Source organism: Halosolutus halophilus, assembly GCF_022869805.1.
Lineage (GTDB): Archaea > Halobacteriota > Halobacteria > Halobacteriales > Natrialbaceae > Halosolutus > Halosolutus halophilus.
In genome coordinates this window covers 2203012-2229361 of sequence record NZ_CP094974.1, presented here as the reverse complement: position 1 = coordinate 2229361, position 26350 = coordinate 2203012, and the positions used below count along the sequence as shown (strand labels likewise).

The following is a 26350-nucleotide window of genomic DNA, read 5'->3' as shown; positions in this document are numbered from 1 at the left end:
CGGAACCGTGCCACACGCCGCGAGTCCGGACGAGAACCCGTTCGGCGGGGAGTCGATCGGGACGCGAGATTTGGATCGTATAGAATCGGGCACGGAGAGAGCGATCGAGAAACGAACTCTGCGCGGCGTTATCCGAGGAACTCTTCGATGTGGTCGGCGACTTCCTCGGGGGTGTCGCCGACCGGGACGCCGGCGTCGTTGAGCGCGTTGATCTTGCTCTCGGCGGTGCCGGTGCCGGAACCGGAGACGATCGCGCCGGCGTGGCCCATGCGCTTGCCCGGCGGTGCTGTGCGGCCGGCGATGAAGCCGGCGACGGGCGTGTCGACGTGCTCGTCGATGTAAGCGGCGGCCTCCTCCTCGTCTTCCCCGCCGATCTCGCCGCACATGACGATCGCGTCGGTGTCGGGGTCGTTCTCGAACAGTTCCAGGGCGTCGACGAAATCCGTTCCGATGATCGGGTCGCCGCCGATGCCGATGGCGGTCGTCTGGCCGATGCCGCGGTTGGTGAGGCTGTCGACGACCTGGTAGGTCAGCGTGCCGGAGCGGGAGACGAGGCCGACGTTCCCCTCGGCGAAGATGTTGCCGGGGAGGATGCCGAGTTTGGCCTCGCCGGGCGTGATGAGACCGGGACAGTTCGGCCCGATGAGCCGGGTATCGGTCTCGGAGAGCCGTTTGTTGACCCGGGCCATGTCCTGGGTCGGGATGCCCTCGGTGATGGCCACTGCGAGGTCGAGACCGGAGTCGAGCGACTCGAAGATGGCGTCGCCCGCGAACGCCGGCGGAACGAAGATGACGGACGTGTCGGCGTTCTCCTCTTCGACGGCCTCGTGAACCGTGTCGTAGACCGGGACGCCGGCGGCTTCCTGCCCGCCCTTGCCGGGGACCGCGCCGGCGACGACGTTGGTCCCGTACTCCATCATCTGTTCGGCGTGGAACTTGCCTTCCCCGCCGGTGATGCCCTGTACCACGACGCGCGTGTCGTCGTCGACTAGTACGCTCATTGGTCGTTCACCTCCCCAGCGTACTCGACGGCACGCTGGACCGCGTCCTCGAGGGTCTGTTCGACCGTCACGAGGTCCTCGTTCAGGATCTCCATGCCTTCCTCCCAGTTCGTCCCCGCCAGTCGGACGACGACCGGCTTGGGGATGTCGTCGAACTGTTCGAGTGCTTCGTTGATCCCGCGGGCGACTTCGTCGCCGCGAGTGATTCCGCCGAAGATGTTGAAGACGACCGAGTCGACGTTGTCGTCGGAGAAGACCATGTCGAGCGCGTTCGAAATACGCTGGGCCTTCGCGCCACCGCCGACGTCCAGGAAGTTCGCGGGTTCGCCACCGTAGTGGTCGACGAGGTCGAGCGTCGTCATGACGAGTCCGGCACCGTTGCCGATGATACCGACGTTCCCCTCGAGGCGAACGTAGTCGAAGTCGTACTCGTCTGCCTTCTGCTCGAGTTCGTCGCCGCCCGCCGCCTCCTCTTCCATCTCGGCGAGTTCGGGCTGACGGAACAGCGCGTCCTCGTCGATGTTCATCACGGCGTCGGCCGCGATGACCTCGTCGTCGCTCGTTACCATCAGCGGGTTGATTTCGGCGTCCGCACCGTCGCGGCTCTCCCAGAGTTCGTAGAGCGTCATGAGGACGTTCGAGACGTCACGCGCGACGGATCGGCCGACACCCGCGTCGTAAACGGCCTTGCGGGCCTGGTAGGGGTGCATGCCGAAGGAGGGATCGACGTGCTCGCGTGCGATCGCATCGGGGTCTTCCTCGGCGACTTCCTCGATGTTGACGCCGCCGCGGGTCGAGACCATCGCGACCGGTTTGCCCTCGCCGCGGTCCATCGTGATCCCGACGTAGAGTTCGTTGGTGAAGTCGACCGCTTCCTCGACGAGCACGCGATCCACGCGGTAGCCCTTGAGATCCATCCCGAGAATCGAGTCGGCCGCCTCGCGGGCCTCGTCCTCGTCCTCGACGAGTTTGATCCCCCCGGCTTTCCCTCGGCCGCCGACCTGGACCTGCGCTTTCACTGCTACTGGGTACCCGATCTCCTCGGCTGCGGTTACGACACCGTCGACGTCGGAGGCGAGTTGAGAGGCCGGCGTCGGAATACCGGCGTCGGCGAAGACCTGCTTCGCCTGATACTCGTGTAATTTCATGGCCATTCGAACGGGTGTTCCGCCGTTGCTTAAATCCTGCCAGTTTCCACTCGGGCACAGCGTTCAATTGACAGGTAGATGCCAGCGACGGCGGCTGACAGGCCTCCGAGCTGTCACACTCGTCGCACGTTTGGACCGTACATTACTGCTGAGCGAAACGACGCGACGGCCGGATGCCTCGAAACGCTCGACTGGACGGCCGACGAGCGAAAGACGACCCGAGACACCGAAGCGTTTGACTCCGTACAGAACCAAGCAGTGACAACCGGTGTCTCCTGGTATCGCGTCCCCATCCGATCACCATCCCGGTCCGACGGAGAGCGGGTGCCGTCCCCGATGCGGTCCCGCCGAGTGCCGCGTATTCGACGCGGCCGACGATCGGGACCCGCGGACGCCACCGGTCGCCCGTCTGCACCCCGATCGAGAGGGTGATCGGCCGTGACAGCCGGTGCGACCACTCACCGCCAACGGCGATGGGTCTCGTCGCTGACGGCGGTGTTGCGCGTGCTCGTTCACAGCAACGTCTTCATCTCGATTTCCGCGGCGAGCGTCGTCGTCACGACGATCGCGCTCGCCGACCTGCCGCCCGATCCGCGGCCGTTTTTCATCGTCTTCGCGGTCACGATGTTCGTCTACACGGTCAATCGATTCACGGATCTCGAGGAAGACGAGACGAACGTCCCCCAGCGGGCGGCGTTCATCAGGCGATACGGCCGGATCTGGCTCGCCGTCGGGGCCGTGCTCTATCTCGCGGCGATCGGCTTCGCGATCGCACTCGACGTCCCGGGCGTCGGATTCATGCTCGTGCCCCTGCTCGCCGCGATACTGTACTCGACGGTGGGGGTCAAGCGCCTGTTCTTCGTGAAGAACCTGTTCGTCGGCGCGGCGTGGGCCCTGATTCCGCTGGGGGTCGGCTACTACTTCGGCCAGCCGTGGCGGTTCGAGGTCCTGTTTCTGGCCGGCTACATCGGCGCGATGATCACCATCGCCGCGGTGATCTTCGACGTCAAGGACATCGAGGGCGATCGAGCGGAGGGTATTCGCACCGTCCCGAATACGTTCGGTCCCGGCTGGACCCGGACCGTCTCGCAAGTGGCGAACGTCCTCGTCGCGGCGAGTCTTGTCGCGATCGTCGCGACTGGTGTGTTATCCACGGTTTTTCTCGTTCTCCTCGCGTTCAACGGCTACGTCGGCGCGTACATCCCGTTCGCGACGCCCGATCGGGGACCGCTGTTCTACGGGTTCGTCGTCGACGGCGAGCATCTCTTTCTGGCCGTACTCGTGGTCGTCTTCGAGTGGGTCGTCTGGTAGCACCGCGTCGCTCGATCCGGCTGCTCGACCGATCGCGGCCGCTCGATCGGCGACGGTGTTCACGATCGATGGCCCGTCGGTTCCGTCGCGCCGCTACGCGTCAGTCCCGATCGGTGTCGCTCCAGTCACAGTCCTGGCACTTCCGGCCGGTGACGAACTCCGTGACCGACGGCATGTAGCCGACCTCCAGGACGTTGCCGCCACACTCCGGACAGTCCTCGTCCGCGTCCTCGATCGAGTCGACTTCCATCACCGAGTCGTCCTCGATCAGTTCCGCGAGTTTCTCTGCCGTGACCATCCGGCCCTGAACGACGCGATTTCCACTCACGTTCGACGTTCGGACGGCGACCCTCTAAGGGTTTCCGCTCGCCCGTCTCAAGCCCGGAACGGCGGGCGCGTCGATCGAGGGGCAGTTCGATCGCCGATTCGTCGCCGCCATGGGCACGACTCCCCCCGTTCGACCAGCACAGCGAGTCTCTCCAGCGCACCGAGAACCCGCTGGAGCGATGCAGTTCTAGCCGAGGCTGTGTCGAAGGGACCCCGCCAGACTCGCGGCGTTCGTCCACTCCAACGGCGATCGAGTCCAGCCAACTCACCAACGACCGTTCGAATCGCGGGCACCGGTCGCTTGGTATGAAAGCCGCGTCGGTTTCCGCCTTCCCGTTCAAGCGAGACGTATGCGACGACGCGAGCGCGACTCGAGACTGACGGTGATCGATGGCCGGCCGACGGATGCGGTCGGCGACGAACCGGGCACCGGGCCGATCGCCGACGAATCACCGTGAGGGAGTATGCCGGTCCTCCAGTCGCTCATCGAGAACGAACGGATAAACGCGGTGTTCGCCTGGCCGGTGGTGTGTTCGATTATCGTTGCAGCCCTCGTAACCGTCCGGCAGGGCTCGTTTCTCTGGGCAACCCTCGCGACGGCGATCGCCGCCCTCGCGTTCGTGCCGGCGATCGTTCGGCGGGACGCGCTGGTTATGCCTCCGTGGGAGGTACTGACAGTTGCAGCCATCCCGATCTGGGTTCGACTGTACGGAACCCTGCCGATCGCCGGCTTCCTCACGGTCGCGACGATCGCGCTACTCGTCACCGTCGAACTCGACGCCTTCACGCCGATCGAGATGTCCGGACGCTTTGCAGTCGCGTTCGTCGTTCTCGCGACGATGGCCGTGGCAGGGCTGTGGGTGATCGCCCAGTGGGTTTCCGACGTCGTCTTCGCGACGACGTTTCTCACGACGAAAGGCGAACTGATGTGGGATCTCGTCTACGCCACTGCGTTCGGCGGGCTCGCAGCCGTTCTCTTCGTACTCTACTTCTATCGCCACGAGACCGCCAGCGTCGGCCGTCGCGGACTGTCGGGTGATGCGTCGTGACGGCCGATAGCGACACCGTACTGGCTCTCTCCGAGCGTCGGTGCTGGCACGCCGTCCGGTTGATCCAGGGGCTGCTGGCGATCGTCGTGGGCTACGCGCTCGTCACGGTCGATCCTGGGCTGGTCGTGAACGCTGCCATCCCGCTGGCCGTTACCTTCCTGCCGACTCTCGTGCGCCGCGAGTTCGCTCACGAGATGGGTGCTGGACTCGCACTCTGGATTGCGGCGGCGGCGTTCCTCCACGCGGCCGGCGCGCTCGGCCCCTACGAACTGTTCGGCTGGTACGATTCGATTACGCACACGGTCTCGGCGACGCTCGTCGCCGGCGTCGGGTACGCGATCGTCGACGCACTCGATCGGTCCGCCGAGTCGGTCGACGTTCCCGGGGAATTCCGCTTCGTGTTTATTCTCGTTTTCGTCCTCGCGTTCGGCGTCCTCTGGGAAATCGGCGAGTTCGCCTCCGGCGGCCTGGCGAGCGCCGTCGGCGGCGAACCGGTGCTGGCCCAGTACGGGACGAGCGACATCGTCTTCGATCTCCTGTACAACACGGTCGGTGCGCTTCTCGTCGCCCTGTGGGGGACCGGCTACTTCGACGGCGTCGCACGACTCGTCAGCCGACGGTACGGCCGAACCAGCGACTCTTCGTGAGCGATCCTCCTCTCTACCTCTCGAGGAGAGGGTGGAACGACGGCATCCGTTCGGGCTCGCTGTCTCCGGCTCGGGCGCTATTCTCTGTCGCCCTCTCGAGACGTGTGGGCGGTACGAAACGACGTCTCCCCGCCGTGGATAATCTACCCCGGACTATCTTTTCGGTCGTTACCGTGGGACGTGACGGTATGAACGTCACCCTTCTCAGTACGGGCGGCACCATCGCCAGCACCGACGCCGATAGCGGCCCGCGGCCGACGCAAACGGGCGCGCAACTCCTCGAGGCCGTCCCCGAACTCGAAGCCCACGCCACACTCACGGTCGAGGACGTCGCGCAGGTACCGAGCTACGAACTGGACGCGGCGACGCTCGAGACGATCGGCGAGCGGGTGCGCGAACTCGACGCCGATCCGACTGTCGACACCGTCGTCGTTACCCACGGGACGGATACGATGGAGGAGACGGCCTACTATCTCGACGTCACTGTACGGCAGGAGACGCCGGTGTTTCTGACGGGTGCGCAGCGACGGCCGGACGAGGTGAGCCCGGACGGGCCGAGCAATCTACTGACGGCAGTTCGTGCCGGACGCGCGTTCGTCGAGCGCGACGCTGGTGGCACGTTCGTCGCGTTCGACGAGGAGATCCACAGCGGGCGTGCGGTGACGAAGGCACACACGTCGGCGCTCGAGGCGTTCGACGACGCGGCGTCGATCCGGGAGGCGTTCGCGTCTGCCGACTGATCAGACGTAGTCGCTCTCGCTTTCGTACACTGATGGATCGTCTTTGAACTTCTCGGCGACGGTCTCGAGCGTGACGAACTGCGCGTTCTCGTGGTCCTTGACGTACTGGATGAACTCCTCGAACAGCGGAATCATGTGCGGGAGTCCGTGGATGTCCGGATGGATCGTGAACGTGTAGACGCCCGCGCCGCGGCGATCGTACAGGAAGTCGAACTGGCGCTTGTAGTACTGCTCGTACATCATCTCCGGATCCTTGTACCCCGCGTGGTAGATCGGCTGCTTGATGAACAGCATCGGCGGGATATCGTCGCGGTACCAGCTGATCGGGATCTCGACGACGTCGGTCTCCTCGCCGTACTGGTAGGGTTCCATCCAGGTCTCCGGGCTCTCGTCGTACTCGATCTTCTCCCAACTGTCACCGTTGCGCATCCAGCCCGGCTCGAACTGGCGTTCCATCAGACTACTGTCGTAGAGGAAGTCGTGTTTCTCGACGAGGTCGGGCGTGTTCTCGCTGAACTCCCACCAGCTGGCGCGGTGGCCGACGGGCTCCGAGCCGGTGACGTCCTCGATGAGGTCGATCGACACCTCGAGGATCTCGTCCTCCTGTTCCCGCGAGAGGTCGGTCGGGTTCTCGTGGGAGTAGCCGTGGACGCCGAGTTCGTGACCGGCGGCTGCAACCGCCTCGACCTCGTCGCGGAAGGTCTCGATCGTGTGCCCGGGGACGTACCACGACGTCTCGACGTCCTGGTCTTCGAAGAGCGCGAGCATCCGCGGGATCCCCTCGTTTCCGGCAGCCAATCCTCGGGAGAGATCCGCAGGGGAGTCCGCACCGCCGTAGGAACCGAGCCAGCCGGCGACACAGTCCGCGTCGACACCGATTGCAACGTCAACTGTTCCCATAATGCAAACGGGTCTCTCACTAACCAGGGGTAAAGAGGTGTATCACGTCCTCGCGTGACGGTACCGCGTTCTGATCGGTTTCTGTCGATAGCCGTGTTCTCGTTCGGTCGAAGGGGCATCCACCCGGAGTCACAGATTTACCTTCTGGCAGAGGAAACTGCTGGGCGTAGTCTTTCCATTAGATCCAACGGACAGTACACTGCCAGGTGGGTCGGACCCTCCTCCGGAGGACGACGGCTCCATCACGGTCCGTCCGTTACGTGACCGCGCCGAACCGGAGGAAATCCAGTGTTCGTCGGACTACGACGCGATCGACGTCTCGAAAGAACACCGATTCTCCGTCAGAGCAGCGAAGATCGTCGATCGAGATGGCGAGGTGGTATCTACGTCTTCCGACACGACTATCAAAGAGTGAGAGGCCGAATGGGAACGCTCGAAACACCGCCTCTCGGTCGATGTCGAGGACTACGACTGCCTCTACGACAACATCGCCTGCGTCGCTGACGACCTCCGTGTTCAGTGCAAGATGGACACCGTTCAGAGCCAACACGGTCCCTGATCTCCGGAGCCACAACTCCCTATTCACATACATCGTCTCGAACGATCGACGATCGATCACGGCCTCTCTTTTCGGTCGAAGTCAGCCAGCTTCGGGAAGGAGTCCTTAGTCGCAGATATATGGGGTTCAGATAACCAACCAGGTTTCAAACGAGGTGTAGACGTAACACCGCGTGTTTCAAATGAATTGCTTAGGGCAGGATATCCTACTCCTCCAGAGGTATGGTCTGGCAGCCAAGATTCCATCGTTAAACAGAGACAGAGGGTGAGAATTCTCCTCAGGCTCGAAGAGGAGTACTATTCGGTTTCAGGATCATCACCGAGTGACCCTTCGTATTTGTCCTGTTCTTCGCCGGGGAGATACTGTCGTTCCCATTCGACAACCTCTGGGAAGCCGGTGAATTCGTGAAGGCTTCCAACAGGCTGTGCGTCGAAATCGTCATCAATGTCTCGCATCGCTGCCACGGGATCGTCTGCGAAGGCACTGAGGTCAGCGTAGACGTTTGCAATCGTTGACAGTGTCGACGTAATTGGGAACAGTACGAGGTCGAATCCCCACTCAGCAAGCGATGGCAGTTCGACATATGGCGATGAACCGAGATTGCCGACGAAGTTGTAGACGAGCGGCCCGTCGACTTCTCGACCGATGCGTTCGAGTTCCGATTCGTCAGTCGGTCCCTCGACGAACGCGACGTCAGCGCCAGCCTCGAGGAAATCGTTGGCGCGGCCGATCGCCTCGTCGAGCGATCCGTCACCCGTTCCGCGGGCGTCAGTTCGAGCGATGAGAACGAAGTCTTCGGCCCGATTGTCTCGAACGTCGGCGGCGGCTTCGATCTTTCCGACCGCTTCTTCCCGCGGGATAACCTGCCGTCCTTTCGTGTGTCCACACCGTTTCGGGAACGTTTGATCTTCGATGTGGATAGCACCGACACCGGCTTTGATGTACTCCCGCACCGTTCGGATGACGTTCGTCGCGTTCCCGTATCCGTTGTCGGCATCGGCGATAAGCGGAACGTCGATCCGTTCCTGAATGTTCGCGGCGTTACTGATCATCTCCGGCATCGTAATGAAGCCGGCATCGGGATAGCCGGTCTTCGATAGCGAGGTCCCGTATCCGGTCATATAGATCGCGTCGAAGCCGACGGCGTCGGCGACGCCGGCAGTGAGTGGGTCGTGGACACCGGGACAGACCAGTAGTTCGTCGCGGTCGAGATGCTTTCGGAGCGTGGCACCGGAATCGGTCATAAGCGATCACTCGCTGGACGTGAGAAAGTCGGTGTCGATACGGCTCGTACATTGGAATGCTTATTACTCATTGGTAGAGAGGTGTTCGAGTACGCTATCAGTGGTGACGACATCGCCGTACTTTGCGTCGATGTCGAAGAGATTCGCTCGGTGCGGTCCTTCGGCACGGTCACCGACTGCGTCGGCCGGGACGATAGTCCGATACCCGTGTTGAAGACTATCGACAGCCGTCGCACGGATACACCCGCTCGTCGTGACGCCAGCGAGAACCAGCGTGTCCACGCGGTTCGTTGTCAGTTCCGTCTGTAAGTCAGTCCCGAAAAAGGCGCTCGCGTACTTCTTCAGGATGACCCGCTCGTCATCTACGGGAGCGACCCGATCATCGACTGCAACTGCTTCAGTGCCAAGTTGCAACTCCCGTAACGCTGGTACTTTCTCGATGAATCGTCCGGCGTCTCCGTAGGATTCTTCGAACGCGACAGTTGTGAAATAGCGCGGCAGATCCTGGTTCCGGAAGGCGGCGAGCAGGCGCTCGGTCTGTTCGAGTACTCCAGTGACGTCCGAGCCGAGTCTAGTCTCGGGATCAGTGAAAGCGTTGATCAGATCGACGACGAGTAGCGCAGGCCGATCGCCGAGGCCGACGCTCGTACCGAAGTCCTCCTCGTCGTAGTGGGCGTCGATGTCGTGTGGCCAGTCCATGGTTACTGGATTGTCTGCAGGTCAATTATGTCGGTCAGCGAACTCCCGGCGCTCGTCAGCGATGCGCGCTTCGAGCGCCTCGTCGTCCGGCAGCGGACCGTAATCGAACGAATCGAGATCCTCACGAGACGACCGAATTTCGCCGCGTCGCTCGGCGGTTGCTGCCTCGTCGACGGTGCCGTCATCGGCCAGAACGACACCGTATTCCGTGCGGGCAGCCGACTCAGAGACGAGTCCACGTTCGATTTCTTCACCGACGACACTGGGGTCGCGCTCGAGCGGATCGCCGAGCCCACCGCCGCCGGCGGTGCTGAAGACGAGTTTGTCGCCCGCCTGGACGGCGACGTTTTCGACCTTCGAGGGCAACTCCTCTTCGGTACCGTCAGTCCGAATCAATTTCTTTTCGCTCGTCCGGGCGTGCTTACCGCCGTCGACACCCCACGGATACGTGTGCGCACGGTCGTCCTGGAAGGTTATCGCTCCGTCTTCCTCGAAGGTATAGACCTTAGTGATCCCGTGGCCGCCCCGGAACTCGCCGGCGCCACCGGTGTCGACGCGCGTGCTGTACTCGTCGATCGTCAGTGGGTAGTAGGCTTCCTGATACTCAGCCGGAACTGTGCGGAAGAGCGGCCACCACGAGTGGCCGTCGAGACCGTCACCGCCCGGTCGGGCCGGAATCCCACCGTACAAAATTTCGAGCATCTGGAAGTCGTTCCCTTCTGAGTCCGTCCCCGCGTACACGAGATTCGGTGACGTACCGTAGCTGCCCGCAACGGAAAAGCCATCGATGAGTTTGGAGAAGGTCGCCTGCAAGACGTCGAACTGGCGGGCCATCATCGGCAGGCGATTACCAAGCGCTGCCGGGAACTCCGGCTGGACGACCGATCCCTCCGGCAGCGTCACCTCGAAGAGGTCGTAATAGCCGTCGTTGAACGTGAGCAACGGGTCGAACGCCATGATGAGAAAGACCCCGGTGAACATCTTGAACATCTTCTCGTTCAAGAGGAAGTTCACCGTTCCCGGGACCTGCTCGTCCGTACCGGTCCAGTCGAGGTAGACCGTTTCTCCCTCCCGATAAATTTCGAGGTGAAGTTTGATGGGGCCATTGCCCATCCCATCGTCGTCGACGTAATCTTCGAAGGTGTACCGCTCGCCTTCGGGGATGAATTCGTGGATGAGGTCTATCATCCCATCGCGGGTGCGGTCAAGAATGGCATCACACGCCTCAACGTACGTTTCCTTCCCGAAGCGGTCACAGAGTTCGTGAACGCGCGTTTCGGCGGCTTTTGTCCCCGCTGCCAGTGCCTTGATGTCGGCTTCCGCGTGATCGGGGAGTCGCGTATTGTGGGCAAAGGTTTCGAGCAGTTCGCTGTCGAACTCGCCTTGCTTGTAGAGTTTGACTGGGGGCAGTCGCATCCCTTCCTCGAAGATCGTTCTCGCTTGAACGGGCATGCTCCCCGGCGTCTTGCCACCGACGTCCATCAGGTTCCCCCACTGGCTCGAAAAGCCGATGAGGTCGTCGTCGTAGAAGATTGGGCGCAAGAGAAGCATGTCCGGCGTGTGCGAAACAGCACCGGCACACATGTAGGGGTCGTTGGTCGCGATCACGTCACCGTCCTCAAGATCCGCACGGTCGAACGGCGAATTCTCGAGGATGGTATCGATAGCGGACCCGAACTGCCCCATGATCATCCGTCCTTCGGCATCTGCGATAAGCGGGAACTGGTCGGACTGTTCGCGGATAACAGGACTGATTGCCGTGGTTTCGACGACCCGATCCATCTCGTCACGGGTGTTTGAAAGCGTACTCTCGATGATGTCAAGCGTGGTCTGGTCAACGTCGTGGTCGCCGACGAAGTCGGGGGTTGAATCGCTCATTGGCTCTCACCTCTGTTAATTTCGATGTTGGCGTAGCGGTCGATGGTCGCAGTGTGATCCGGCTGAACGACGACTGTCGAGTCGTCGTCGGTCACGATCGCTGGACCGGTAATCACGTTCCCCGGCCGCAGCTCAGTCCGGTCGTACACCGGGGTCTCGTAGTGGTCGCCGCCGAAATATACCTCATTGGTGTCGAGTGTAGCTCCACTCGGATCAGAACCGGCCAGTTCCTGTTCTTCAATGGTGACTCCTTGAAGCGTTCCTTTCCCTATGACGCGGAGATTAGCGATCTCCAGCGGTGCATCGAGTGAGAACCCGAACTGGCGCTCGTGACGCGCTTCGAAGTCATCTTTGATCTCTGTGAGTCCGGTCTCGCCGCGGAGATTCTCGATCGTAACTGGAATCGACATTTGGATATCCTGGCGGAAGTACCGACACTCGGCGAAGTAGTCGAACGCGTGAGCTGTCTCGTCGACACCCTCGGAAACGAGCCACTCGCTCGCCTCTTCTTCGAGAGCCTGTAGCTCCTCGTAGACGTCCGTACCGTCAACGTCTTCCTCTGTCTCCAGATACGTCTCTGAGAACTCGTTTTGGATGTCAGAGGTGAGGAATCCGAAGGCGGACATCACGCCGGGACCCGGCGGGATGATCATGGGGTAGGCGTCCATCACGTCCGCGAGCGCGTTCGCGTGCATTGGGCCGGCACCGCCAAAGGCAACGAGTCCGAACTCTCGAGGATCGTAGCCTCGTTCGACAGAGACGACGCGAAGCGCACCGTGCATGTTCTCGTTGACGATGTCGAGAATGGCCTGTGCGGCTTCTTCGACCGTGGTGTCGCGCTCGTCGGCGATCATCGCAACGGCGTCGTGAGCGGCCTCCCGGTCGAGTTCCATCCGTCCGCCGAGTTGGACCGTCGGTGGGATTCGACCGAGAACGACATTAGCGTCCGTGACGGTCGGCTCTTCGCCGCCCTGTCCGTAACATGCCGGGCCGGGGTCTGCGCCGGCGCTCTCGGGGCCGACCTGTAGTGAGCCGTTCAACTGGACACGGGCGATCGAACCACCGCCGGCACCGACCGTATTCACGTCGAGAGATCTGGATTTGAACTCCCGATAGCCGACTTTCGTCTGACGGGTCGTCTCGGGCGTGCCACCTTCGACGAGCGAAACGTCAGTCGAGGTGCCGCCCATATCGAGCGTCAACACGTCGGGAACCCCCTTCTTCGATGCGATGGTCGCTGCACCGACGACCCCCCCGCTGGGGCCGGAGAGCGCGAGTTCGACGGGTCGCTCCTTCGCGGCCTCGGAACTCATTAGCCCACCGTCGGACCGGACGACGTTCATTGTCGCCGTTGATCCGGCCGCCGCGAGCGACTCGTCGAGATCCTCGAGATACTCGATCACCGTCGGTCGTGCGTAGTCGTTGATGACAGTGGTGAGGGTACGTTCGTACTCCCCGTACTCTGGGACGATTTCGGAGGAGAGGGATACTGGAAGGTCCGGCGCTTCCTCAGCGACGATCTCGCGGACACGCTCCTCGTGTGCGGGGTTCAGATACGAGTTTAATAACGCGACGGTCAGTGACTCAACGCCAGCCCCATCGAGCTCTCGGACAGCTTCTCTAACTGCCGTCTCATCGAGCGGTTCGGTCTCTTCTCCAGACGGAGAACTGATCGTGCCGGCGACGCCTCGCGTGTCTACCAGATCGGCGAGCGGCCCCGGTTTCTCCATGTCCATCCATCCGTATAGCGGTCCGGGCGTCCATGCTCGTGCCAAGTGGAGGATGTCCTCGTGGCCCGCAGTCGTGATGAGTCCAACGCGTGAGCCCGTCTCCTCCAAGAGCATGTTCGTCACGACCGTCGTGCCGTGAAACAGAAGTTCGAGCTCGGACACCGACGTTCCTGCCTTTTCTGTTGCCTCCTCAACGCCGTGTATAACACCCTCTGATGGGTTAGCAGGCGTTGAGAGTACCTTGTCTATCGTGAGTTCGTGGGTCGATTCGTCGAAGACGATGACGTCAGTGAACGTCCCACCCACGTCGACGCCAAGATTGTATGCCATGTGGTATCGTGTGGTATGATGGATACCACGTTGGGGAGTAAGGATTTCCCCAACACCTGTTGGGAGGTTATATATCACCTTTTGTATCAATACTGTCACGTCTCGCTTTCACCCCGTCGCGTACCTTTTTTACTGTGCGTGACTTTGACGGGCGGACGTAGCGATGTTTACCGCGACGCTCCATTTCACGCAGCATCGAGAGTGCATTCTCCGACGGCTTACAGCGGATATCGACACGCCGATCCCGATCGAGATCGAGGAGATTCAAAATGGCTTCGTGACGTTCGTTCTCCGCGCCGGGCCTCATGCAGATGCCTTTGAATCGGAACTCGAGGCTGCGGATCACGTCGAACACGTCAAGCGCCTCGACAACGAGAACCTGCTAATCACTAAGCCGTCCTGTGGAGCGTACTCGGCCATCTACCAGAACCATGGTACGTTACGACGATCGAATACAGTTTCCGGCCGTCAGCGAGAATACAACGTCCTTGTATTCCAACGCGACGATCTCAAAAACATCATCGACGATTTGGAAGGCTTTGGAACGGTCACGCTTGGCAAACTCGAGGAGTTCAGAGCGAGTACCGACTCGCTGCTAACTGAGCGGCAACGCGAAGTCGTCACTGAAGCACTGACGCGAGGATACTACGATTGGCCGCGGAAGATCACAAACGAGGAACTCGCTGAAGAACTGGAGATCAGCCGGGCAACGCTCCACGAGCATCTTCGAAAAGCTGAACAGACACTGTTGTCGTCAGCATTGGCGGACAGTCACAAACAAACCGGGAGAGGACGGTTCGAACATATCGAACTCGAATGACAGTAGCTGTACGAAATGGTGTAAGAGATATATAGTTTCTGCTTCTTCAATGGGCACTACTCTGGGGTATGATTATCGAACTCTCGGTATCGAACCAGCTCGTTGATTCCTCACCTGACGGTGGGTCTCTAGCACGTCCTCGGCGGCGTCGTACGGGTTGAAGATTCCGAGGGCCTGTACCATCGGGTCGAACTCGAAGTTGGTGACGACGCCGAAGTTACCGACGCCACCGCGGGGGTGGCCCAGAACAGATCTTCGTTGTGGTCGGGACTTGCCGCTCGAAGTTCGCCGTCGGGCGTAACGATCTCGCCGCTGCGGAGCGCGTCGATTCCGAGGCCATGCTTCCGGCGGATCCAGCCGATACCGCCACCGAGCGTCGAGCCGGGAATGCCGACCTCTCCCGCGCTCCCGGTCGGCGTGGCGAGGCCGTACTGTTGCGTCTCGGCGAGGACGTCCTCTGCGCGGGTGCCGGGCTGGACGTGTGCGACCTGCTTTTCGGCGTCCACGCGTACAGTGTTACCCTCGAGATCGATGACGAGTTCTCCCTCGACGATGGCGCTGCCCTCCTGATGGTGGGCGCCGCCGCGAATAGCCAGTTCGAGGTCGTTGTCGCGGGCGAACGTGATTGCGCGAGCGACGTCGGATGTGCCAATGACGCGGGCGATCACGGCGGGGTACTCGTTAATCAAGTCCGCGTTGCGTATGTCCTCGTACAGAGACGACGTCCTCTACGAGGGCCGTGAACTGCTCGGGAGTATCGCCTCTCGTAAGCACCTCGATCGTCACCAGATAACAAGGTGAGGGGGTGTCGTTTTGAGGACGGAACTCGTGGTCGAGGTATGAAAGATCGTCCGGAAGAACTTGCAGGCGTGAGTCACGTGAATTGTGCCGGGCAAACCGCGCTGATTACGGGTTCGACGAGTGGGATCGGGCGTGCTGCTGCACTCGCGCTCGGCCGACTCGGCGCTGACGTGATCGTCCACGGACGAGATGTGAGCGCTGGCGAGTCCGTCGTCAACGAACTGGAGACGATCGGTGTCGAGGCGACGTTCATCCCGGCTGAGTTCACAGATCCCGATGCCGTTCGAGAACTCGCCATGACAGTTCGGGAGGAAACCGATGGTCTCGATTACCTGTTCAACAACGCCGGCGGGTATTTCCGTACGGGTCGACTCACGGACCTGGGTGTCGAGTACACGTTTCACATCAATCACCTTGCACCGTATCAGCTGACCACGGACCTGATCGACCACCTCACCGACGATGCCTGCATCGTAACGACATCGTCGGCAGCACACCGCGGTGTATCGCTCGACCTGGAACGTGTCGAAACCGTCGAGTCGTATTCCTCGATGTGGGCCTACAGCCACTCGAAACTCGCGAATATCCTCTTTTCCTGGGAACTCGCACGTCGGGTAGCTGCTGTGGACCAATCGATCAGTTCGAATAGCGTCCATCCAGGAGCGATACCGGGAAGCAACTTCAGCCGGTTCCTGCCACGACCGCTTCCAGCGCTCATCTCTACGCTCGATGTGGTTCCAGGTATCACATCGGTTGCCGACGGTGCTGCAGAACTGTTGTACGTCGCTCTCTCGCCCGAAGCCGCTGACGTCACCGGCCAGTATTTTGCGAACCAGTCGACCAGAACACCTTCGGGTCAGGCTAGAAACGACGATGCTGCCCGCCGACTTTGGGAACGAAGTGCGACCCTCCTCGACATCGATGAACCGCTTGCGGAGTTCGGCGAGAGCATCAGCTCCCATCAGAGTAACTGACTCGAGGTAGCAGGGACGAACCGGAAGCCAGACCTACACCGACCGTCAAGCGGTCCCGCTCCGATACGGGGACGCGCTACTTGTGGCGTTCGCCGAGCCCGTTCACGGTCACCAGCGCGTCCCGGACCATCGCAGGCTCGACCGGGAACGGCTCGTTGTGGATCGTCTCCTCCTCGACGCAGGCCGCCTCGGCGACCGTATCGAGCTGGTCTTCCGTCGGATCGTCGAGACCGATGTCCGCGAGCGTGACCGGAAGCCCGATGTCGAGCGAGAACTCGATGACGTCTGCGACGAACTCGTCGTCCTTGCCCTCGAGGACGAGTTGGGAGAGGGTGCCGATGTTGACCTTTTCCCCGTGGGTCGCGTCGTGGGTCGCCTCGAGTTGCGTGAGTCCGTTGTGGATCGAGTGGGCCGCCGCGAGCCCGCCGCTCTCGAAGCCGAGGCCGCTCAGGAGCGTGTTCGCCTCGGTCACGGCCTCGACGCTTTCCGTCACGGCGCCGTTCTCGACGGCGTGGACGGCCGAGACGCCGTGCCGGCGGAGCGTCTCGTAACAGAGTTCGGCGAGCGCGTGACCGGCCCGGGTTGAGGCCCCACCGAAGATGTTCTCGCCGTGCGAGCGGTAGGTCGCGTCGGCCTCGAACCACGTCGCGAGCGCGTCGGCGATGCCCGACTGGAACGTCCGGGTCGGTGCCTCCGCGATGATCGCCGTATCTACGAGGACGAGTTCCGGGTTCGTCGAGTGGAACCAGTACTCCTCGAACTCGCCGTGTTCGGTGTAGATCACCGAGAGCGAACTCGTGGGAGCGTCCGTCGACGCGATGGTCGGCATCGAGACCATGGCGATGTCGAGCCGTTCCGCGACCGCCTTGGCCGCATCGAGCGCCTTGCCCCCGCCGGCGCCGACGATGACGTCGCTCCCGTACTCGTTCGCCTGGTCGGCGACGCGTTCGATCTCCTGTTCCGAGCACTCGCCCCGGAACTCCACCGTCTCGGTGGCGAACTCGTGGTCTTCGAGACTCTCCGTGACGGTATCACCCACGATGTCCATCACAATTTCGTCAGCGAGGAGGACGGCGCTACTCCCGAGGTCCTCCGCGTGCGTTCCGATCTCCGCAGCGACGCCACGGCCCTGTGTATAGTTCGCGGGGGACGCGAATATTTTTGCCATATGTGAACGAACCACAATCACGGTAATGTAGTTTGGCCCGGCTCTCGTGAGCATTGTTCAGATCAGCTGGTTCCAGCAGTATGCGTAGCTCTGGAGCCATGTTTCAGCGGTTGTCGGTTCGGCGTTTCGAAAGCAGTTCACAAATTGGCAGGTATACCGTTTCGCTCCATCGTTAATTCTGCCGACGAAGATTTCGTCGCCGAGCGTGGGCTGGATGCTTTGGCACCAGTTCGTGGTTCTCACGCCCCGAACTGAGTCACACCCCCTGAGGTCCTCACGATCGTATTGAGACACAGCGTTCCAGCGGAACTACGAGCGTGTAATTCGACCCGTAGCGAATCTCCCAGAGGCGTTCCGTCAGACCGGGGCCGGCTACATCGCGATCAGCGAGACTCCGACGACCGCCAGTGCGGCGGCGACGAGCCGGATGCGGAAGTACCGTTCGTCGAGGAGGACGCCGCCGAGAACGACGGCGACGATCGCCTGCGTATTGATGATCGGCGAGGCGATACTCGCCGGCAACGCCGCGAACGCGAGCGTCGTCGTGTGTTCGCCGAGTGCGACTATCGCCCCGCCAACCGCGAGTTTCGAAAGGTCGGCGCGAACCGCCGTCGGCGGATTCCGGACGGCGCTCGGAAGAAGGACGATCGCGACACCAACCAGCAGGATCGGGACCCAGAGCGTCCCCGGGATGGCGAGTTCTTGCAGTGAGACGCGCTTCCCGAGGTCGCTCACCGCGTAACACATCGCACTCAGTAACGCGAGTTGCGCGGGTCGTGACCGCGCGGCCTTGACGAACGGGCGGAACAATCCGCCGGGGTCGTAGTTCGCGACGTACACCGCGCCCGTCGCGACGACGACCCCGAAAACTTGTAGCCGAGTGAGAAACTGGCCGAGAAACAGGATTTCGAGCGGCAGAACGAACAGCGGGACGAGTTTGTTGATCGGCGTCACGTAGGAGACGTCGCCCTCGGCGATCGCCCGGAGGAACAGCACGAACGCGAGGGCGGTCGTGAGTATCGTCACTGCGACGACGGCCAGGTCGACCAGGCCGAAGCTCTCGAGCAGCACGTCCGAAAACTCCGTCCGTGTGACGACGATCGGCAGGTACCACGCGATCGCGAACGAGTTGAGAAGGACCGTCAGCGCCGCCGGCGGATACCCCGAAAACGACCGTTTCAAAACGTAAATGTAGAACCCCCAGACGAGGGCTGCAGCAATCGCAAATCCGATCCCGGAATCCATCACTTGGGTGGAGGGTGATGTCGTTTATCAGTCGTTCGATCGATTGCTCGCAGTTTTCGCCTCTGAAACGTGATCGAACGTATCAGCCGCTCGGCAATCCGATCCGAGCTCCGCGATCTGTACTGCCCCTGGACCCGATCTGACACGGCACGCAGCGGACGTCCGCGTACCCTTCTGCCGTCTCGGGATTCTTGCCGAACGACAGGAGCCACCGGAGACAGACCTCGCGTTCGCTGCGATAGTCAACCAACTGGCGCTGCCCGAGTCGCTGTTCGGTCGGTTCGGGGACGAAAACGAAGTCGCTCAGATCCATCGCTGGACCCCCGTCCGGAGCAATGCTAATCCGATTGCCTGTCCAAATTCGGTAATCGCAAGTCTGTGTCGGGATTGGCCGGCTATGCGAATCGAATTGATTTCGAGTCCCATGGTTACCTGATGTTAGCACGGGCTCTAAATCACGGAACGGCGTCGGGGAGAAGTGCTCCGACGGGGATTTGAACCCCGGTCATTGCCTCGAGAGGGCGACACTCTTTGTCGGTGATATGTTCACCGCTCAGCCCCTCGACCGCCCGCGAACCGGTGCGTTTCGACCGTGTCACCAGTGATTAACGGGTTCCAGATATATAAAACAGCGTTACGTTGCCCTCCAGGCAAGTTTCGTTCGTCGGAAATACAGCAGTTTCTGAGATTTCCCGCTGAAAATCCGGGTGTCTATAGTGGCTTTGTTCAGATTAGCTGGTTCCAGCAGTATGCGTAGTTCTGGAGCCATGTTTCAGCAGTTTCTGGTTCGGCGTTTCGAAAGCAGTTTCCAAACTGGTAGGTACGTCGTTTTATCTCTTGAAAGAGTCGTTCGACAGTGTTCCGATTTCCGTGTTTTCGTATCGAATTCGGAGTCTAGGTCGATGGAGTGCTGCTTTGAGCCACGGGGCAGAGTCAATGAGAAACACGACGTCGAAGACGCCGTGTTTCTCGGTGAGTTCTGAGAGAAAGATCGAGAACACCTTCGTTCCGGCTCGAAAACAGCCTGACGTGGAGGAATACGTTTGTCTCGGGATCGACGGCGGCGTACAGCCAGTAGCGCTGATCGTCGAGGTGGATCACGGTTCCGTCGACCGCGACGTGATCCGGCTGTTTCCCAGCAGTCGGCTGTAGTTCGGCTTTCTGCACCCAGTTATGACAGTCGAGCGCGCCCGTTCGACACCGAAATTCTCTAATACAGAAACAGTATTCGAAAGTGATAATTTATGCAGTTGGAGCTGGATACTCAACTGCATCAGCTCGCGCGGTGTCTGCTCACGCTCCACAAAATCTAACTGGATCTCGATGCTAGATCCGGCGAGGCGGTCGAATTCAGGCATAAGCACCACGAATTCCACCGCCTCGCTTCTTCAAACTCTAATCTGAACAGCGCCGTCTATAGTAACCGTTAGAACTTTTCACTCAGATAGTGTCGTTGAGTGTAGTAGATCATCTCGATGAGATCTCTATTCAGGAATTACAAGACGCCCTCGACAAGGTGGAGGGAAAGAAGCCGACACAACGGTTCTTAGCCGCAATAGCGTACAAAACGGTCTTACGCAGACTGAACTATCCGAGTGGTACGACGTTCAACGACGGACAATCTATAGCTGGCTCAAGCGACTCGACACCGACGAGTCGCTTGAGCAGGCCGTTACTAATGTCATCAAACTAGGGAAAAAAGAAATCTCTCAGAAAGAGAACAAAAAGAATTCGAAGAAATAGTGCACGAACCTCCCGAGGAAGTTGGCGTTGACGCGCCGGCGTGGACGCCGGCGCTCGTCCAGCAGTATCTCGACGAGACGGACGATGTCGAGTACTCAATCCCGAACTGCCGGCGATTGCTCAAAGAAGCGGGATTGAGCTATCAAAAACTACGACGTACAGCCGCCGAATTTGATGCTGACGAGCAAGAAACGTTCCGAAGAACTAAAAAAAGCGGTGGGAAATGGACGCTACGGTAGTCTGTCTCGATCAAACCAAGAAATCTGTTCAGGTCGAACCGCGTGCCGCGTGGTTTCCGCGCGGTACGCGGCCATCCGTCGAATTGTCTGGGCAACGCGACTGGATGTGTCTGTTGGGCGTGATCACCGAGGACGGTGATTGCTTTTTCTCTCGATTCGAAGAGTACGTGATTGCCGAACATGCAAAACATATCTTTCTCATATTATGCTAAGAATTCGAACATTATTTGACCATTATACTGGATGGAGCACCGTATTTTCAGGCGTCGGCCGTCACGGACCTGGTGGCCTGTAACGACCTCGCCTTCGTGAAGTCACCGGCATATTCACTTGAACTAAATCCGGTCAAATAGTGCTGGAGACAACTCCAATCAGCACTTAGCAACCGATCCTTCGACTCACTTCCTGAACTCACAACAGCGATCGATACCGCTTTTGATCAACTTTCTTCCAAAAGTGAGTGATTACTTCTAATAACTACTGTAGCTTATGAAGCTGCGTCTTTGTATTGGTTGACCAGTTCCTGCATCGATTCTTTGGCGTCGCCAAAGAGCATGCTCGTATTGTACTTTGCAAACAGCGGGTTCGGAATTCCGGAAAAGCCAGGACTGAGACTTCGCTTGTTGACCGCCACTGATTGTGCTTCTCTAACATTCAGCACGGGCATGCCGCTGATGGGACTAGAGTCGTCGGTGTTTGCCTTCGGATTGACAACGTCGTTCGCCCCCGTGACGATCACGAGGTCAGTTTGTGAGAAGGTTGGGTTGACCGCCTCGAGTTCGCGCATCTTGTCGTAGGGCACGTCGGCTTCGGCCAGCAACGCATTCATGTGGCCGGGCATCCGACCGGCGACGGGATGGATACCGAACTCAACGTCGACACCGTTCTCGTCGAGGAGTTCGACGAGTTCGGCGACGGCATGCTGTGCCTGCGCGACAGCCATCCCGTACCCGGGAACGATAACGACGCGCTGGGCCGTTTCCATGAGCATCACAATCTCCTCGGCAGAAGATTCGGTTATCTTCCCTTCGTAGATGTCCTCCATATCCTCGCTGTCTCTGTCACCGGTGCCGAGGCCGCCGAATAGGACGTTCGTCAGCGAGCGGTTCATCGACTCGCACAGGACGATTTCTTCGGGTGCCTTGTGAAGGCCGGAGTAGATGACCTCGAACCCGGAGTCACGGAACGCCCGGGCGATGACGTGGGCGCCCCGATCATGACCATCCAGACCGACTTTCGCGACCATACACCGAACGGTTTGCTGCTCACCCTCAGCACTCATACGCCGAGTTTTCACATGAGCCCGTATGGTTCTACCGGAATCCGAGAAAATAATCCGTATATTTGTAGAAGTCTAAGCCGAATTGTGGTACATGCCCTTCGATTCGTCAGTTCCAGGGCAGTTGAAACAACTAATTTGATCTATATGGTTAGTGGTGTGTAGCAGTGTGCAAAGCAGTCATCGACGATATCGACAAAATCCAGTGCGAGATGTATAATTTACAGTTATAAGATTATCTTGTAATTTTAAGTTACCTTCCATTCACTAAGTTCTAGCGGTTACCAGGGGTGTTTATCTGATCATTCTTTGAGGACCAGCTAGTACCAAGTTCATCATGAAACAACGGAAGCACTAATCGTACTTGTTAGTCCGGACAGCGACAAAGAATTAAAATACACGGGTCGATCGACCCGTTAGATGGGACAGGCAACTTTGCTCACGGAAACCCGAATTACTCAGTTTCAATCGCACTCCTTGAGGACGATACACCCATTGTCGGTGTCGTCTATGCGCTCGAAACGGATGAGCTGTTCAGCGCGATTCAGGGCGAACTAGCGACGCTCAACGGGAAACCGCTTGAAACGACAGATCGAACATCTCTCGACGAGTGTATGTTGCTCTCTGGATACGACCCAGACGGTACCTTCCTCACTCATAGCTATCGCGAGTCTTGAGGTATTCGTCGGTTGGGTTTGGCTGCGCTCAACCTCTGTTACCTCGCAGCCGGGAGCGCGGACGCGGTTTGGGAGTACCACACTATCCGTGGGACGTTAGCGCAGGTCTCGTTATTGCCCGGTCCGCCAGAGCGACCGTTACAAACGCGATCGGACAAACCTACGAGGTGAACGGGGATATCGACTCGGGAAACGAACTCGTGGGTTCAAACGGACCACTTCACGAGACGTTACTCTCACATCTTGACAACGCTGGGACTCTCCAAACCTCGGCAACGAGTATGATCGACGACTAACGAATTTGTCAGCATCCGTGTGGATTTTGGAACAATAACTATTGTACTCTGCGGCGGATCGGTTGCTCCTACTTTCGGTACGTGACGATGTTGGACGCCTGCTGGAACTTAAAACCAGGATACGCCGGCGATGAAGAATTGCTACCAAAAAAACAGGGATCCATGTCATTCGTATCAGGACGCTCGGTGGAATTTCAAAGACGCTAAAGCGTCGAGAATCCGGCGTTGAACGAGACCGGTATCATTAAGCAAGCAGACGCGCCACAGGGAAAAGAGAACAGATGAGTTCGAGTGACGGCAAGATCATCGACGTGTGGTGTAACATCTTCACTAGAGCGGGGACAGAAGAATACTACAACTCACAGGCGCAGGAAGTCGCTGCCCAGGTCTTCGGGAAACACGATATGTATGATCCCGATCGGGGAATGGTGCCAGAGGCGTTCCTCTCGAAGATGGACGACCACGGGATCGACCAGGTGTTCGTTCCCGCTCTCAAGTTCGGGAACCCCGACGGCGGGATGGAGATCGACATCTCTCACGAGATGATCGCCGACCTGTCCGAATCCCACCCCGAGCGAATCAAGGGGCTCGCAGGGATCAATCCACGGGAGGGGATGGACGGAGTCGCGAAACTGGAGGAATACGTTGAGGACCACGGGTTCGTCGGTGCCGTGCTGGAACCCTACGGCTGGGATCTGCCGCTCAATCACCGTCGGTACTACCCGTTTTACGCGAAGTGTGCGGAACTCGGGGTACCAGTGATGATGCAAACCGGTCACTCGGCGATGCAGATGCCGAGCCGGCACGGCAAGCCTAGCCTTCTCGACGACGTCGCACTCGACTTCCCCGGTCTGGACATTGTTGGCGCACACACTGGCTGGCCGTGGTCGAAAGAACTCGAAGCGCTGGCCTGGAAACATCCCAACCTCTATATGGGCGCGACCGCCCACGCACCGAAGTACTGGGAGGACAACGTTAGACACTTCATCGAGACTCGCGGGCGCGACAAGGTCGTTTTCGGAACGGACTACCCCGTGCTCGACTACCCGGAGACGCTCGCCCAACTCGAAGAGATGGACCTCGACGAGGAGGTTGAACGCAAACTACTCTACGAGAACGCGCGAGAGCTGTTTGATGTATAATCGGAAAGAACGTTCTCACTGACTATCCAACAGCTGCCGGGATCGCATGCGGTCAGCGTTCGGCCGGGTGATAGGCAGCCGTCGTTACTTGAACCAGTCTGTTCAGACTTCATAGCTACCTACTCCCGGTTTACTAACTTACGGAGGAGCGGCGACTACACCGTTCAGGGCCCGCCGCTGACCGGCCCACTTGAATATACCGGCTAGACTGCCGGCAACTCTTCCTGGTAGGTCCCGTAGTGAGTCTTGAAGACCTCCATAATCTCGCCCATCGTTGCGTAGGCCTTGACGGCGTCGACGATGAACGGCATCACGTTCTCGTTGTCCTCGATCGCCTCGGTAAGAGCGTCGAGAGTCGCATCGACGTCATCATCGTCGCGCTCGGCCTTGACGCGTTCGAGTCGCTCGAGTTGGCGATCGCGGGTCGTCTCGTCGACGTGGAGGAGGTCCGGGCGCGTGTCCTCCTCGATCGTGTACCGGTTGACGCCGACCACGACCTCTTCGCCGCGCTCAACGCGCTCCTGATATTCGTAGCTCGATTCGTGGATCTCCCGCTGGAAATACCCGGAGCTGATTCCCTCGAGGACTCCGTCGCGAACCGATCCGTCGCCGAGTTCCTTGATCTCCTCGATATAGCCCATGATCTCCGACTCCATCTCGTTGGTGAGCGCCTCTACGGCGAAACTGCCTCCGAGAGGGTCGACGATATCCGCCGCACCGGACTCCTCGGCGATTATCTGCTGGGTTCGCAAGGCGACCCGAACGGCCTTCTCACTGGGAAGTGCCAGTGCCTCGTCGAAACTGTTGGTGTGCAGTGACTGTGTCCCGCCGAGAACGCCCGCCAGCGCCTGAATCGTCACCCGGGTGATGTTGTTGAGTGGTTGTTGGGCCGTCAGCGATTGTCCTGCCGTCTGGGTGTGGAACTTCAGCCGGCGAGCCTCCGGCGATTCCGCATCGTACCACTCCGCCATCACGTTAGCGTAGATGCGCCGGGCGGCGCGGAACTTCGCGACCTCCTCGAAGATAGAGTTGTGCGAATTGAAGAAAAACGAGAGAAGCGGTCCGAACTCGTCAACGTCAAGGCCGCGATCGAGACAGTCCTCGACGTAGGCGAAGCCGTCGGCGAGCGTGAACGCTGCCTCCTGGGCAGCGGTGGAACCGGCCTCGCGGATGTGGTACCCCGAAATCGATACTGGGTGGAAGTTCGGCGTCTCCTCGACGGCGAACTCGATGGTGTCGGTGACGACGTCGAGCGAGGGCCCAGGCGGGATCACCCACTCCTTCTGGGCGATGAACTCCTTCATCATATCGTTCTGGAGCGTTCCCTTAATCTCCTCACGGGGAACGTCCTGTTGGTCGGCCAGCGCGATGTACATTGCGTAGATTACCGCTGCGGAGGGATTAATCGTGAATGACGTCGAAACCTCGGAGATGTCGATACCGTCGAACAGCACCTCCATGTCCGCAAGCGTGTCGACTGCGACGCCCTCTTTTCCGACCTCGCCCTCGCTCATCGGGTGGTCCGAGTCGATGCCCATCAGCGACGGCATATCGAACGCGGTCGAGAGGCCGGTCTGCCCTTCGTCAATCAGGTAGTGGAATCGCTCGTTGGTTTCTTCGGCCGTCCCGAAGCCTGCGAACTGGCGCATCGTCCACGTCCGCCCGCGGTACATCGTCGGGTACGGACCACGGGTGTACGGCGGTTCGCCGGGGAAGCCGAGATCTACTTCGAGATCCAAGTCGGCGACGTCCTCGGGCGTGTACAACCGGTCTACCTCGTGGTTCGACACCGTCGCGAATCGTTCCTTGCGTTCGCCGTGAGCGTCGAGGACGGGGGCGAGCGTATCCGCCTCCCACCGCTCGCGTTCCGATCGAATTTTCCGTATCTCGTCGGTGCTATACATTAGCTGGTATTCTCTTGTCCGTCTCTAAAACCCTGTTGGTCGGACGGTTAGTCTGACCCCGAGTACCGACCCCTGTGACGATGTGACACAACTTGGAAGCAACGAACGGAACGTCTAACCTCTGACTGGAGACATTCGGGCTTAATCCGGGGTGAAATGAGGAATCAATCCGAGTGGCAGCCTGCGGGGATTTGGAAGATCTATCAGTTCGGTATTTCCGAATTCTGTCCGTCACCATCAGATTAAAACTACAGGAAACTAACTGCGAGTCTTTCAACATTTCTCCGCCTGGATTTTCGTGGTTACCTGACAGCGACGAACGGGCCCGCTAACGGCCGTCTCAGCCCGCAAATCGTGCCTCCGAGCAACGCCGTCCCGCATTGAGTTTGCCGAAAGCGTTCATCGTAGGCTCGATTCGATCCGGCAATTCCGAAACGGGGGGAAGATACGAATATCGGTATCGCGAATTATGAGGAGCGAACCATAACAAGAGTACCAT

Annotated in this window: 22 protein-coding genes, 1 tRNA gene and 4 pseudogenes; 9 read left to right on the top strand and 18 right to left on the bottom strand. The window is 59.8% G+C overall.

Annotation, left to right across the window (positions count from 1 at the left end; genetic code table 11):
- Nucleotides 1–128: 128 nt before the first annotated feature.
- Entirely contained in the window at nucleotides 129–1001 is an 873-nt protein-coding gene (gene sucD, locus MUG98_RS10895) for a succinate--CoA ligase subunit alpha (RefSeq protein WP_265112137.1), read from the bottom strand.
- Nucleotides 998–2149 (bottom strand): ADP-forming succinate--CoA ligase subunit beta, encoded by a 1152-nt coding sequence (gene sucC / locus MUG98_RS10890; protein WP_265112136.1) that lies wholly within the window; start codon nucleotides 2147–2149, stop codon nucleotides 998–1000. Before sucC ends, sucD begins: the two co-directional genes overlap by 4 nt.
- Before the next feature lie 438 nt (nucleotides 2150–2587).
- Between sucC and MUG98_RS10885 the strand changes: the two genes are divergently transcribed.
- The gene (locus MUG98_RS10885) at nucleotides 2588–3460 is read left to right on the top strand and encodes a UbiA family prenyltransferase (protein WP_265112135.1); all 873 of its coding nucleotides are present in this window, start codon (nucleotides 2588–2590) and stop codon (nucleotides 3458–3460) included.
- A 100-nt stretch (nucleotides 3461–3560) separates the two neighbouring features.
- Here MUG98_RS10885 and MUG98_RS10880 read toward each other — a convergent pair whose 3' ends face one another.
- Complete coding sequence (locus MUG98_RS10880) at nucleotides 3561–3788, bottom strand: DUF5795 family protein (RefSeq protein ID WP_265112134.1); 228 nt, start codon at nucleotides 3786–3788, stop codon at nucleotides 3561–3563.
- A 463-nt stretch (nucleotides 3789–4251) separates the two neighbouring features.
- Here MUG98_RS10880 and MUG98_RS10875 point away from each other — a divergent pair, with 463 nt between their 5' ends.
- The 3 genes from MUG98_RS10875 to MUG98_RS10865 all read left to right on the top strand — a co-directional run bounded on the left by MUG98_RS10875 (nucleotide 4252) and on the right by MUG98_RS10865 (nucleotide 6223).
- Nucleotides 4252–4836 carry a hypothetical protein gene (locus MUG98_RS10875; protein ID WP_265112133.1) on the top strand — a complete coding sequence of 195 codons (585 nt, stop codon included), beginning with the start codon at nucleotides 4252–4254 and terminating at the stop codon, nucleotides 4834–4836.
- Complete coding sequence (locus MUG98_RS10870) at nucleotides 4833–5483, top strand: DUF2238 domain-containing protein (protein ID WP_265112132.1); 651 nt, start codon at nucleotides 4833–4835, stop codon at nucleotides 5481–5483. The genes MUG98_RS10875 and MUG98_RS10870 overlap by 4 nt, the downstream gene beginning before the upstream one ends.
- A 188-nt stretch (nucleotides 5484–5671) precedes the next feature.
- Nucleotides 5672–6223 carry an asparaginase domain-containing protein gene (locus tag MUG98_RS10865; protein ID WP_265112131.1) on the top strand — a complete coding sequence of 184 codons (552 nt, stop codon included), beginning with the start codon at nucleotides 5672–5674 and terminating at the stop codon, nucleotides 6221–6223.
- Here the strand turns inward: MUG98_RS10865 and MUG98_RS10860 are convergent, their stop codons facing one another.
- The 6 genes from MUG98_RS10860 to MUG98_RS10835 all read right to left on the bottom strand — a co-directional run bounded on the left by MUG98_RS10860 (nucleotide 6224) and on the right by MUG98_RS10835 (nucleotide 13563).
- Nucleotides 6224–7123, bottom strand: coding sequence for a polysaccharide deacetylase family protein (locus MUG98_RS10860; protein ID WP_265112130.1), 900 nt, complete (start codon nucleotides 7121–7123; stop codon nucleotides 6224–6226). It lies immediately after the preceding gene.
- A 256-nt stretch (nucleotides 7124–7379) separates the two neighbouring features.
- Entirely contained in the window at nucleotides 7380–7742 is a 363-nt protein-coding gene (locus tag MUG98_RS25540) for a hypothetical protein (RefSeq protein WP_425601088.1), read from the bottom strand.
- A 236-nt stretch (nucleotides 7743–7978) separates the two neighbouring features.
- Nucleotides 7979–8926, bottom strand: coding sequence for an isocitrate lyase/PEP mutase family protein (locus tag MUG98_RS10850; protein WP_265112129.1), 948 nt, complete (start codon nucleotides 8924–8926; stop codon nucleotides 7979–7981).
- A 63-nt stretch (nucleotides 8927–8989) separates the two neighbouring features.
- On the bottom strand, nucleotides 8990–9625 hold the full coding sequence (locus MUG98_RS10845) for an isochorismatase family protein (protein WP_265112128.1): 636 nt from the start codon (nucleotides 9623–9625) through the stop codon (nucleotides 8990–8992).
- A 21-nt stretch (nucleotides 9626–9646) separates the two neighbouring features.
- Complete coding sequence (locus MUG98_RS10840) at nucleotides 9647–11503, bottom strand: hydantoinase B/oxoprolinase family protein (RefSeq protein ID WP_265112127.1); 1857 nt, start codon at nucleotides 11501–11503, stop codon at nucleotides 9647–9649.
- Nucleotides 11500–13563 (bottom strand): hydantoinase/oxoprolinase family protein, encoded by a 2064-nt coding sequence (locus MUG98_RS10835; protein WP_345779798.1) that lies wholly within the window; start codon nucleotides 13561–13563, stop codon nucleotides 11500–11502. The genes MUG98_RS10840 and MUG98_RS10835 overlap by 4 nt, the downstream gene beginning before the upstream one ends.
- A 163-nt stretch (nucleotides 13564–13726) precedes the next feature.
- Between MUG98_RS10835 and MUG98_RS10830 the strand changes: the two genes are divergently transcribed.
- A complete protein-coding gene (locus MUG98_RS10830) occupies nucleotides 13727–14383 on the top strand; it encodes a helix-turn-helix domain-containing protein (RefSeq protein ID WP_265112125.1) in 657 nt (218 codons plus the stop codon).
- Between the two features lie 128 nt (nucleotides 14384–14511).
- Here the strand turns inward: MUG98_RS10830 and MUG98_RS10825 are convergent, their stop codons facing one another.
- Nucleotides 14512–15072 carry an FAD-binding oxidoreductase gene (locus MUG98_RS10825; RefSeq protein WP_265112124.1) on the bottom strand — a complete coding sequence of 187 codons (561 nt, stop codon included), beginning with the start codon at nucleotides 15070–15072 and terminating at the stop codon, nucleotides 14512–14514.
- A 150-nt stretch (nucleotides 15073–15222) separates the two neighbouring features.
- Here MUG98_RS10825 and MUG98_RS10820 point away from each other — a divergent pair, with 150 nt between their 5' ends.
- Complete coding sequence (locus tag MUG98_RS10820; RefSeq protein ID WP_265112123.1) at nucleotides 15223–16158, top strand: SDR family NAD(P)-dependent oxidoreductase; 936 nt, start codon at nucleotides 15223–15225, stop codon at nucleotides 16156–16158.
- A 76-nt stretch (nucleotides 16159–16234) separates the two neighbouring features.
- Here the strand turns inward: MUG98_RS10820 and MUG98_RS10815 are convergent, their stop codons facing one another.
- The 5 genes and pseudogenes from MUG98_RS10815 to MUG98_RS10790 form a co-directional block, all read right to left on the bottom strand.
- Complete coding sequence (locus MUG98_RS10815) at nucleotides 16235–17326, bottom strand: glycolaldehyde reductase (protein WP_265112122.1); 1092 nt, start codon at nucleotides 17324–17326, stop codon at nucleotides 16235–16237.
- 372 nt (nucleotides 17327–17698) lie between these two features.
- Entirely contained in the window at nucleotides 17699–18571 is an 873-nt protein-coding gene (locus MUG98_RS10805; RefSeq protein WP_265112121.1) for an EamA family transporter, read from the bottom strand.
- 82 nt (nucleotides 18572–18653) lie between these two features.
- Nucleotides 18654–18884, bottom strand: a complete 231-nt coding sequence (locus MUG98_RS10800; protein ID WP_265112120.1) for a hypothetical protein — start codon at nucleotides 18882–18884, stop codon at nucleotides 18654–18656.
- Between the two features lie 166 nt (nucleotides 18885–19050).
- Nucleotides 19051–19130 (bottom strand) — tRNA-Glu (locus MUG98_RS10795).
- Between the two features lie 167 nt (nucleotides 19131–19297).
- A pseudogene (locus MUG98_RS10790) lies at nucleotides 19298–19929 on the bottom strand (IS6 family transposase).
- A 95-nt stretch (nucleotides 19930–20024) separates the two neighbouring features.
- Between MUG98_RS10790 and MUG98_RS10785 the strand changes: the two are divergent.
- Nucleotides 20025–21027, top strand: a pseudogene (locus MUG98_RS10785) (IS630 family transposase).
- Between the two features lie 13 nt (nucleotides 21028–21040).
- Here MUG98_RS10785 and MUG98_RS10780 read toward each other — a convergent pair.
- Nucleotides 21041–21664: an NAD(P)(+) transhydrogenase (Re/Si-specific) subunit beta gene (locus MUG98_RS10780; RefSeq protein ID WP_265112445.1), complete on the bottom strand. Its 624-nt coding sequence runs from the start codon at nucleotides 21662–21664 to the stop codon at nucleotides 21041–21043.
- A gap of 12 nt (nucleotides 21665–21676) precedes the next feature.
- A pseudogene (locus tag MUG98_RS10775) lies at nucleotides 21677–21835 on the bottom strand (cobalamin-dependent protein); the annotation flags it as partial.
- 404 nt (nucleotides 21836–22239) lie between these two features.
- Between MUG98_RS10775 and MUG98_RS10770 the strand changes: the two are divergent.
- Nucleotides 22240–22805 (top strand): annotated as a pseudogene (locus MUG98_RS10770) (inositol monophosphatase family protein); the annotation flags it as partial.
- A gap of 281 nt (nucleotides 22806–23086) precedes the next feature.
- Nucleotides 23087–23947 (top strand): amidohydrolase family protein, encoded by an 861-nt coding sequence (locus MUG98_RS10765; RefSeq protein WP_265112119.1) that lies wholly within the window; start codon nucleotides 23087–23089, stop codon nucleotides 23945–23947.
- A 203-nt stretch (nucleotides 23948–24150) separates the two neighbouring features.
- Here the strand turns inward: MUG98_RS10765 and MUG98_RS10760 are convergent, their stop codons facing one another.
- Entirely contained in the window at nucleotides 24151–25851 is a 1701-nt protein-coding gene (locus MUG98_RS10760; RefSeq protein ID WP_265112118.1) for a methylmalonyl-CoA mutase family protein, read from the bottom strand.
- Nucleotides 25852–26350 lie beyond the last annotated feature (499 nt).

Bases quoted from the DNA above. Each gene is read 5' to 3' on its own strand.
- sucD (WP_265112137.1), bottom strand. From the start codon at position 1,001: ATGAGCGTACTAGTCGACGACGACACGCGCGTCGTGGTACAGGGCATC.
- sucC (WP_265112136.1), bottom strand. From the start codon at position 2,149: ATGAAATTACACGAGTATCAGGCGAAGCAGGTCTTCGCCGACGCCGGT.
- MUG98_RS10875 (WP_265112133.1), top strand. From the start codon at position 4,252: ATGCCGGTCCTCCAGTCGCTCATCGAGAACGAACGGATAAACGCGGTG.
- MUG98_RS10865 (WP_265112131.1), top strand. From the start codon at position 5,672: ATGAACGTCACCCTTCTCAGTACGGGCGGCACCATCGCCAGCACCGAC.
- MUG98_RS10860 (WP_265112130.1), bottom strand. From the start codon at position 7,123: ATGGGAACAGTTGACGTTGCAATCGGTGTCGACGCGGACTGTGTCGCC.
- MUG98_RS10850 (WP_265112129.1), bottom strand. From the start codon at position 8,926: ATGACCGATTCCGGTGCCACGCTCCGAAAGCATCTCGACCGCGACGAA.
- MUG98_RS10845 (WP_265112128.1), bottom strand. From the start codon at position 9,625: ATGGACTGGCCACACGACATCGACGCCCACTACGACGAGGAGGACTTC.
- MUG98_RS10840 (WP_265112127.1), bottom strand. From the start codon at position 11,503: ATGAGCGATTCAACCCCCGACTTCGTCGGCGACCACGACGTTGACCAG.
- MUG98_RS10835 (WP_345779798.1), bottom strand. From the start codon at position 13,563: ATGGCATACAATCTTGGCGTCGACGTGGGTGGGACGTTCACTGACGTC.
- MUG98_RS10830 (WP_265112125.1), top strand. From the start codon at position 13,727: ATGTTTACCGCGACGCTCCATTTCACGCAGCATCGAGAGTGCATTCTC.
- MUG98_RS10820 (WP_265112123.1), top strand. From the start codon at position 15,223: ATGAAAGATCGTCCGGAAGAACTTGCAGGCGTGAGTCACGTGAATTGT.
- MUG98_RS10815 (WP_265112122.1), bottom strand. From the start codon at position 17,326: ATGGCAAAAATATTCGCGTCCCCCGCGAACTATACACAGGGCCGTGGC.
- MUG98_RS10805 (WP_265112121.1), bottom strand. From the start codon at position 18,571: ATGGATTCCGGGATCGGATTTGCGATTGCTGCAGCCCTCGTCTGGGGG.
- MUG98_RS10800 (WP_265112120.1), bottom strand. From the start codon at position 18,884: ATGGATCTGAGCGACTTCGTTTTCGTCCCCGAACCGACCGAACAGCGA.
- MUG98_RS10780 (WP_265112445.1), bottom strand. From the start codon at position 21,664: ATGAACCGCTCGCTGACGAACGTCCTATTCGGCGGCCTCGGCACCGGT.
- MUG98_RS10765 (WP_265112119.1), top strand. From the start codon at position 23,087: ATGAGTTCGAGTGACGGCAAGATCATCGACGTGTGGTGTAACATCTTC.
- MUG98_RS10760 (WP_265112118.1), bottom strand. From the start codon at position 25,851: ATGTATAGCACCGACGAGATACGGAAAATTCGATCGGAACGCGAGCGG.